Origin of the sequence: Rhodopirellula sp. UBA1907, assembly GCF_002337565.1 — a bacterium.
Classification (GTDB): Bacteria; Planctomycetota; Planctomycetia; order Pirellulales; family Pirellulaceae; genus Rhodopirellula; species Rhodopirellula europaea.
The window spans coordinates 413-7,251 of sequence record NZ_DDGH01000066.1 but is presented as its reverse complement, the minus strand read 5'-3'; the positions used below and the strand labels follow the sequence as shown (position 1 = coordinate 7,251).

Here is a 6,839-nt window from a genome sequence, read left to right as displayed (position 1 = left end):
CCCAATCAACCGTCCGATTTGAGTCCATGAGACAAGAGAGGGCGATCCATTCCGTTGATTGTCCAAGACACAAACTCCTTGGCGAAAGGAGTCAATGTTTTCACCGGTTCCTGGGACGTCGTCCCAGGAACCGGTGAAAAAGGCCTTTGGCCATCAATGACACCACCTCGCCTCCCCCATTTCAATCTCAACATCGTCATCAAGAGACCCACCATGCCCCCAACAATCTTGCGAAGCATTGGTTTGCTTGTCGCATTTTCTGTCTTCGCCACAACAACATCAGCCGAAGACAGCTCGCTGCCCAAGTTCCCCGAGTCCGGCCCGTACCAGTACGAGCCCAAACCGGATGATCCTGAGTTCGGCAAGTTCTTCCCGGCCAAGGCTCCTGAAATCGGACCGCTGTTGCTGACCAAGGGCGACCGTTTGGTGATCATTGGAGATTCGATCACCGAGCAGAAAATGTATTCACGGATGATCGAGACTTACTTGACCGCGTGCATGCCGCACCTGGAAATTGAAACACGACAACTTGGATGGAGCGGCGAAACCGCGGCAGGATTCCTCCGCCGAATGGATTCGGATTGCTTGCGTTTCGAGCCCACCATCGCAACGCTCTGCTACGGGATGAACGACGCTCGGTATCGCGCCTACGACGTCAACAACGGACATTGGTACAAGGACAATTACCAACACATCGTTCGGCGGTTGAAAGAAGCCGGCGTCAAAGTCGTTTTGGGATCGCCGGGTTGTGCCGGGAAAATCGCGACCTGGGTCAAGGCTCCTGCGTGCACATTGGACGAACACAACCTGAACCTGTGCACGCTGCGTGACTTGGGGATCGAAATCGCGAAAGAAGAAAACGTCGCATTCGCGGATTTGTTCTGGCCAATGTATGTTGCTCAAATCACCGCGGCCGAAAAATATGGCACCGATGACAAACCCTATCAGGTGACCGGCAACGACGGGATTCATCCGCCCTGGGCTGGCCAAGTCATCATGGCTCATGGCTTTCTTAAATCGATGGGGATCCGTGAGCCCATCGCGAATTTGAAGGTGGACTTGGCAGCGACGTCCGCTGAGGGCGGCGATCATCATTCGCTTGTTGAAATCAAATCCGATGATTCGTCGTACCAAGTGACTTTTCAAAGCGATCGTTATCCGTTCTGTGCGATCGGAAAGGCTGACGATGAAAACAGCATCCGTTCAGGGATGACGTTGGTTCCGTTCAATGAAGATCTGAATCAGTTTTTGCTGACCGTCAGCGGTTTGGAAACCGACAAGGCAAGTGTCCGTTGGGGAGAACACAGCCAAGAGTTCACGAAGGATGAATTGGCCGAAGGAGTGAACTTGGCAGAACACTTCGAAGTCAATCCGTTCAGCCAAGCGTTTCAAGCGATCGACCAAGCGGTGGCCGCCAAACAGGCGTTTGAAACGATTCAGATCAAGAAAATCTTCCATGGCGAAGAAGGCAAAAAGGATCTGGAGGCCGCGGTCAAAAGCACCGAAGCCAAGCGAGCCAAGTTGGTCCAGGCGATTCAAGATGCAATCGTCCCAGTCACTCACACGGTCGTGATCACGCCCGTGAAATAGAAGTTGGGCGAACCAGGTCGGTAGGAATGATTGTGAGCTATCCCATGAGCCGTTTGGGCGTTCGCGTGGACTGCTAAACGTTTGGTGTTGAAACGGAAAATGCGTCGTTGGTTTTTTGTTCTGTCCTATGCCCGAACGCGGCAGCTCTAAGACAGCCCCAGGCATCGCCTGGGGTATCTTTGACACTTTGATACCCCGATGAGTCGATCCATGCTGATGAGCCGACAAACGATTGCGAACTCAATGCGAAACCAGTGGTTGTTCTTCGTTGCTCTTTGGAGTGCGATTGGTTGGGGATGGCTGAACATCGCTGTGTCCCAGGATTCTCCCGCGGGCAATGAGGAAGTTGCCCGTGTGATGCGCGAATTTGAAGGACGCGGCGACCTTGGAGATGGTTCCGATCCCGCGACGCCCGCCGAAACGATTGCTCGTTTGAAGGTTCCCGATGACTTGCAGATGGAACTGGTCGCGGGAGAACCAGACGTGACTCAGCCGATCCACATCAGCTTTGATTTCAAAGGCCGAATGTGGGTGGTGCAGTATCGTCAGTACCCGTTCCCCGCGGGACTGAAGGTGGTCCGCTACGACCAGCACTTGCGAGCCGTGTTCGACAAAATGCCGGTTGCTCCGCCGAACCATGTCGCTGGGGCGGACTGTGTGACGGTGTGGGAAGACACCAACGGCGATGGTTCGTATGACTCGCATCGAGATGTCATCCAAGGCCTCAACATCGCCACCAGTGTCGCGGTCAGCACGTCGGGGATTTGGGTGATGAACCCGCCGTACTTGCTGCACTATCCCGATGCCGATCAAGACGCACAGGTCGATGGCGACCCGACCGTTCATCTGACGGGCTTTGGTTTGGAAGACACCCACGCGGTCGCGAATAGTCTGAGGCTTGGTCCCGATGGTTGGCTGTATGGTGCCAACGGCAGCACCACGACCGCCTCCATTCGTGCTCCCTTGTCGGACCGACCGGACCAAGCGACCTCGTTCCAGGGCCAATGCATTTGGCGGTACCACCCGGAATCGCATCGGTTTGAAATCTTTGCCGAAGGAGGCGGCAACACGTTTGGTTTGGAAATCGAAGAGAGCGGGCTCACGTTTTCAGGAACGAACCACGGCAGCACGCGTGGCATGTTCTATCCACAAGGCAGTTATGGCACCAAGTCGTGGGGCAAGCACGGTCCGCTGACCAACCCGCATGCTTATGGTTTCTTTCAACATATGCGTTCCGAAGGCGATAGCCGGCGGTTCACGCAAGCGTTGGTGGTTTACCAAGACAACGTGCTGCCGCCGCGATATCGTGGTCAATCGATCGCCATCAACCCGTTGCAGCGATGTGTGATCAGCAGTGAATTGACCGAAGACACGTCGACTTTTCGAACAAGTGATTTCGAAACCACTGTCGAGACCGGCGATCGCTGGTTTCGGCCCGTTGCGATCGCGGTTGGGCCCGATGGAGCGGTCTATTTCGCGGATTGGTACGACACTCGTTTGACGCACGTTGACCCGCGAGACAACTGGCACAAAACCAGCGGCCGAATCTATCGGTTGACCGCCAAGGAGCTTTCATCGTCTTCGAAATGGGACGAGTTGCTGCCTTCGCGAACTCGATTTGATTTGTTCGCGATGACGGACGATCAGTTGCTGAATTTGCTGGCACATCCCAGTCGTACGATTCGGTTCCTGACCTTGGAGACCATCGTTGCTCGGATCGAGGAATCCAAGGCTCTACAGGACTCGCTGGCCGGAATCTTAAATGATGAGATGGACGAGCGGCGGTTGCTGGTTCTGTGGGCACTGCAACGCGGAAGTGTTCTCAGCGACGAGGCGTTGACCCATCGCTTGCTGTCATCCGAGCCCGACCCCAACCTTCGCCGCTGGGCCATTCGGTTGCTTGGCGACGAACGGTCCGTGACGGGCGATCAACACAACGCTTTGATCGAACTGGCGAAGCACGAGGACGACGTGCACGTCCGGTCGCAGTTGGCTTCCACCGCGGCGCGTTTGGATGCCGAGCCCGCGTTGCCGATCCTTCGCGAGATGATGCTTCGGGATGCGGACCAAGATGACTTGCATCTGCCGCTTTTAATTTGGTGGGGCCTGGAAGCTCACTGTGAAGAACACGCAGACGCCGTTGCAGCATTGTTTCAAGACGAGCGACTATGGAAGAGCCGGTTGGTCCGTGAGACGATCTTGAATCGATTGATGCGGCGTTTCGCGGCGGAAGGTTCCCCGGAAAGCTATCGGGTCGGTGCGAGGTTGTTGGCCATGGCACCCAATGACGATGCCAAGGCGATCCTGATTCAAGGGTTTGAAGAAGCATTTGTGGGGCGGAAAGTCGAGGTGTTGCCGGAAGCCTTGCGGGAACAGCTCGCTGTCTTCCGCGAGTCACGTCCGGGATCGGATTTGCCGCTGCGTTTGCGTCAGGGCGATGCCGCAGCGATCAAGCAAGCGTTGCAGTTGATCGAGCAGTCCGCGACTCCAATCCGCACCAAGGTCGCCTTGATTGAAACGCTCGGTGAGATCCAAGACGAACAAGCTCTCGCGGTCCTGCGGCGACGACTTCAGGGCGATCGATCTGGCGCGGTCAAGTTGGCCGCCCTGCAAGCTCTTTCGCGTTTCCCCGGTGAAGCGATTGGTTCATGGGTCGCATCCGCCTATCAATCCTCGATGGATGATCGCGGTAACTTGAGAGAGACGGCGATTCGGGTTCTCTCCAGTCGCGAGAAATGGGCGTTGGTGTTGTTGGATGAAATCGACGCGGCCAAGATCAACGCCGAGCGAGTTCCCGCGGATGTGGTCGTTCAAATGCAGGCCTTCGAGAACCCCGCCCTGCGCGAACGAGTCGCGAGGCACTGGGGAGTTGTGCGAGCCACTCCCGCCGAAAAGCAAAACCAGATCAAGGCGTTGCAAGCTCTCGTGCGGTCGACGACGCAATCGGATCTCGGTCATGGCAAGGTCTCGTTCACCAAACATTGCGGCACCTGTCACCGATTGTTTGGCGAAGGTGGCAAGGTGGGGCCGGATCTGACGGGATACGAACGGTCCAATTTTGATTTTCTATCGTTGGCCATCATCGATCCGTCGGCGGCGATCCGAGAAGAGTTCACCAACTACCGATTGCTGACTTCGGATGGTCAAGTCCTAAGCGGTTTGCTAGAGAACCAGACGCCCGATACGGTGACCATCCGAACGGCGGAGGGCAATGCTGTGCGAGTCAACCGGGATGATATCGAGACTCTGCAAGCGTCGCCGGTTTCGCTGATGCCAGAAAACATCCTCGATGCGTTGTCGCCCGAGGATGTTGGTGATTTGCTGGCGTACCTGCAGCAACACGTTCGAATTCAGTTGGCTCCCGACGCAGCGAATGCCAACTGATGTTCATGCGAGAACGCATCACTCCGGGGGAGTGAACTTGGGTGCCGAAGGTTCATCGGGTTCCTCTTCTTCGTCGTCATACGACGTGGATTTTGCGGGCGGTGTGTCCATCGACATCGCCCGGCTCGCTTCGTCTTGAACCTGACGGAACTGCTGCTGAACATCCTGCAGGCTGCGTCGGAATTGGCTGTACGTCGAGCCAAATTTCCTCGCCACTTCCGGCAGGTTGCCACCAAAGAGGACCACCGCGATCACTCCGATCACGGCCAGTTCAAATGGGCTGAGACCAAACATCTCAGGCCTTCTCGTCGGTGCGATCCGTTGCTTCGTCTTCGTCGTCGCCTGACTCGGCCATGCCCCGTTTGAATTCGTTGGCACTGCGTCCCAGGTTTCGCATCAACGATGGCAATTTGGCGCCACCGAACAGAACCAAGCAGATCACCAACACGATCAGCATTTCAGGCAGGCCGGGGAAGCCAAACGCCAAAAACAATCCGGTCGCCATCGAACTCACAGTCATCAACATTCCATCTATCCCGCTAAACAAAGTGGTGTGCGATTCATGCCAACGCGACATGCATCGGGGCCGACCATCTCACGACATTCTGCGCTGACGCCGCCTCGTCAACCCGATTCCAACGTTGGATCCGGTCAAACGAACGCAGTTTCACCTCCAAGGGGTGGGGTGACAGCCATCGAATGCAATGAAACGATCATTCGGCGTCGGCGAAAGCGGGTAGGTCATTCGCGGGTGCGTCAGCAAAAACCGTGTGTTGCACGCGATCGAATTGCTGAGCCCGTTCGAATACCTCCGGACCGAAGCAACGGACGTCGTTTCCAAGTCCGTCGCAATATTCTAGCCGCAGACGTCTGAATGTCAAAGCCGGCTGGATCGCGTCGCCGCACCAGCCACGGCGATTGCCCATTCGGGCTGAGCTTCCCAAATGGACGGGCGAACGCAGCAGAATCGCGAGCGGTTGAGTCGCTTGCAAAACGCACATGCGGCATACTTCGGGCGGCTGCGGTCGGGCGGCCCGATGATGCGGGAATTTTGCTGCTTTTGCGCACCGCACCTCTCCCGAAACGAAGTTTTGGGAGAGCGATCTACTGGGGCGAGCCACGCCGTTTAACGTACGCGAGGGTGAAGCTTGGGCATGGGAAATGGCTCGCACTCCCCCTCCCGCTGCGGCTTGTCGATCGAGTCGCCAACGAGGTTTCAACGCATGTAGGATGGGCACTCTTGCCCGTCCAGGTTACGGATGTCGGCCAAGAGTGGCCAACCGACAGCAAGATCGACTCGCCCGCCGCCAACGTGCGAGGTTCGCAAGACGTCACTAACGCAGCACTTCAAAACGACACGACCTCTGCTCCGGGAGAGGCAGCCCGTTGCGGGCCAGCGAGTGCGTGCAGTGGCTCGAACGTCTCAGCCGTCTCTCGATCACGTTCTAGTCGTCAGCAATCTGTTGTCGATTCAGCAACGGATCTGGCCTTTGGAGACTGTCCGGCCATTCGTTGTTCCGAAAACAGGGCCGGATCGAGATGAATTCGCATTGTTTGTCACGCTCGACTTGCTGAACGTTTGCGAAACGTGTCTTCGCCCTGTTTGCTGGAGCAGCTCATGTCTCGTCTTGTCGCACCGGATGCACCCCGTCTCTATACCAACGGCCAACCGTGGCGAAACGCCCGCGGCCGAGACGCCCCGCGACACGCCGTGGAGACGGAATTCAAAGCGGAGCATGCCGTCGTCGACCTGTCGACTCAGCCGCCCAAACCGTTGGTTGTTAAATGTCTGGTCCGCGAGTTGCGGATCCGATTTTACTCCGTCAACACCATCAAAAACTGTCGCTCCGCTTGGGTCTGCTTCC

The 6,839-nt window shown here is 56.6% G+C and carries 4 protein-coding genes and 1 pseudogene; 3 read left to right on the top strand and 2 right to left on the bottom strand.

Translation table 11 applies throughout. From position 1 onward, the window contains the following. Nucleotides 1-213 precede the first annotated feature (213 nt). Together B2R17_RS14345 and B2R17_RS14340 are read left to right on the top strand one after the other, a co-directional pair. The gene (locus B2R17_RS14345) at nt 214-1,590 is read left to right on the top strand and encodes an SGNH/GDSL hydrolase family protein (RefSeq protein WP_037249421.1); all 1,377 of its coding nucleotides are present in this window, start codon (nt 214-216) and stop codon (nt 1,588-1,590) included. Nucleotides 1,591-1,788: 198 nt separating this feature from the next. Beyond that, the gene (locus tag B2R17_RS14340) at nt 1,789-4,974 is read left to right on the top strand and encodes a PVC-type heme-binding CxxCH protein (protein ID WP_286764518.1); all 3,186 of its coding nucleotides are present in this window, start codon (nt 1,789-1,791) and stop codon (nt 4,972-4,974) included. Between the two features lie 18 nt (nt 4,975-4,992). Here the strand turns inward: B2R17_RS14340 and B2R17_RS14335 are convergent, their stop codons facing one another. Both B2R17_RS14335 and tatA read right to left on the bottom strand, forming a co-directional pair. Continuing rightward, nucleotides 4,993-5,268, bottom strand: a complete 276-nt coding sequence (locus B2R17_RS14335) for a Sec-independent protein translocase subunit TatA/TatB (protein ID WP_008659693.1) — start codon at nt 5,266-5,268, stop codon at nt 4,993-4,995. Nucleotide 5,269: 1 nt separating this feature from the next. Further along, a complete protein-coding gene (gene tatA, locus B2R17_RS14330) occupies nt 5,270-5,494 on the bottom strand; it encodes a twin-arginine translocase TatA/TatE family subunit (protein WP_231846452.1) in 225 nt (74 codons plus the stop codon). 1,098 nt (nt 5,495-6,592) lie between these two features. Here tatA and B2R17_RS14325 point away from each other — a divergent pair. Continuing rightward, nucleotides 6,593-6,839: pseudogene (locus B2R17_RS14325) on the top strand (integrase); the annotation flags it as partial.

What these genes read in the sequence shown, in the direction of transcription:
- B2R17_RS14335 (WP_008659693.1), bottom strand. Translation starts at nt 5,268, where the DNA reads ATGTTTGGTCTCAGCCCATTTGAACTGGCCGTGATCGGAGTGATCGCG.
- tatA (WP_231846452.1), bottom strand. Translation starts at nt 5,494, where the DNA reads ATGACTGTGAGTTCGATGGCGACCGGATTGTTTTTGGCGTTTGGCTTC.
- B2R17_RS14340 (WP_286764518.1), top strand. Translation starts at nt 1,789, where the DNA reads ATGAGTCGATCCATGCTGATGAGCCGACAAACGATTGCGAACTCAATG.
- B2R17_RS14345 (WP_037249421.1), top strand. Translation starts at nt 214, where the DNA reads ATGCCCCCAACAATCTTGCGAAGCATTGGTTTGCTTGTCGCATTTTCT.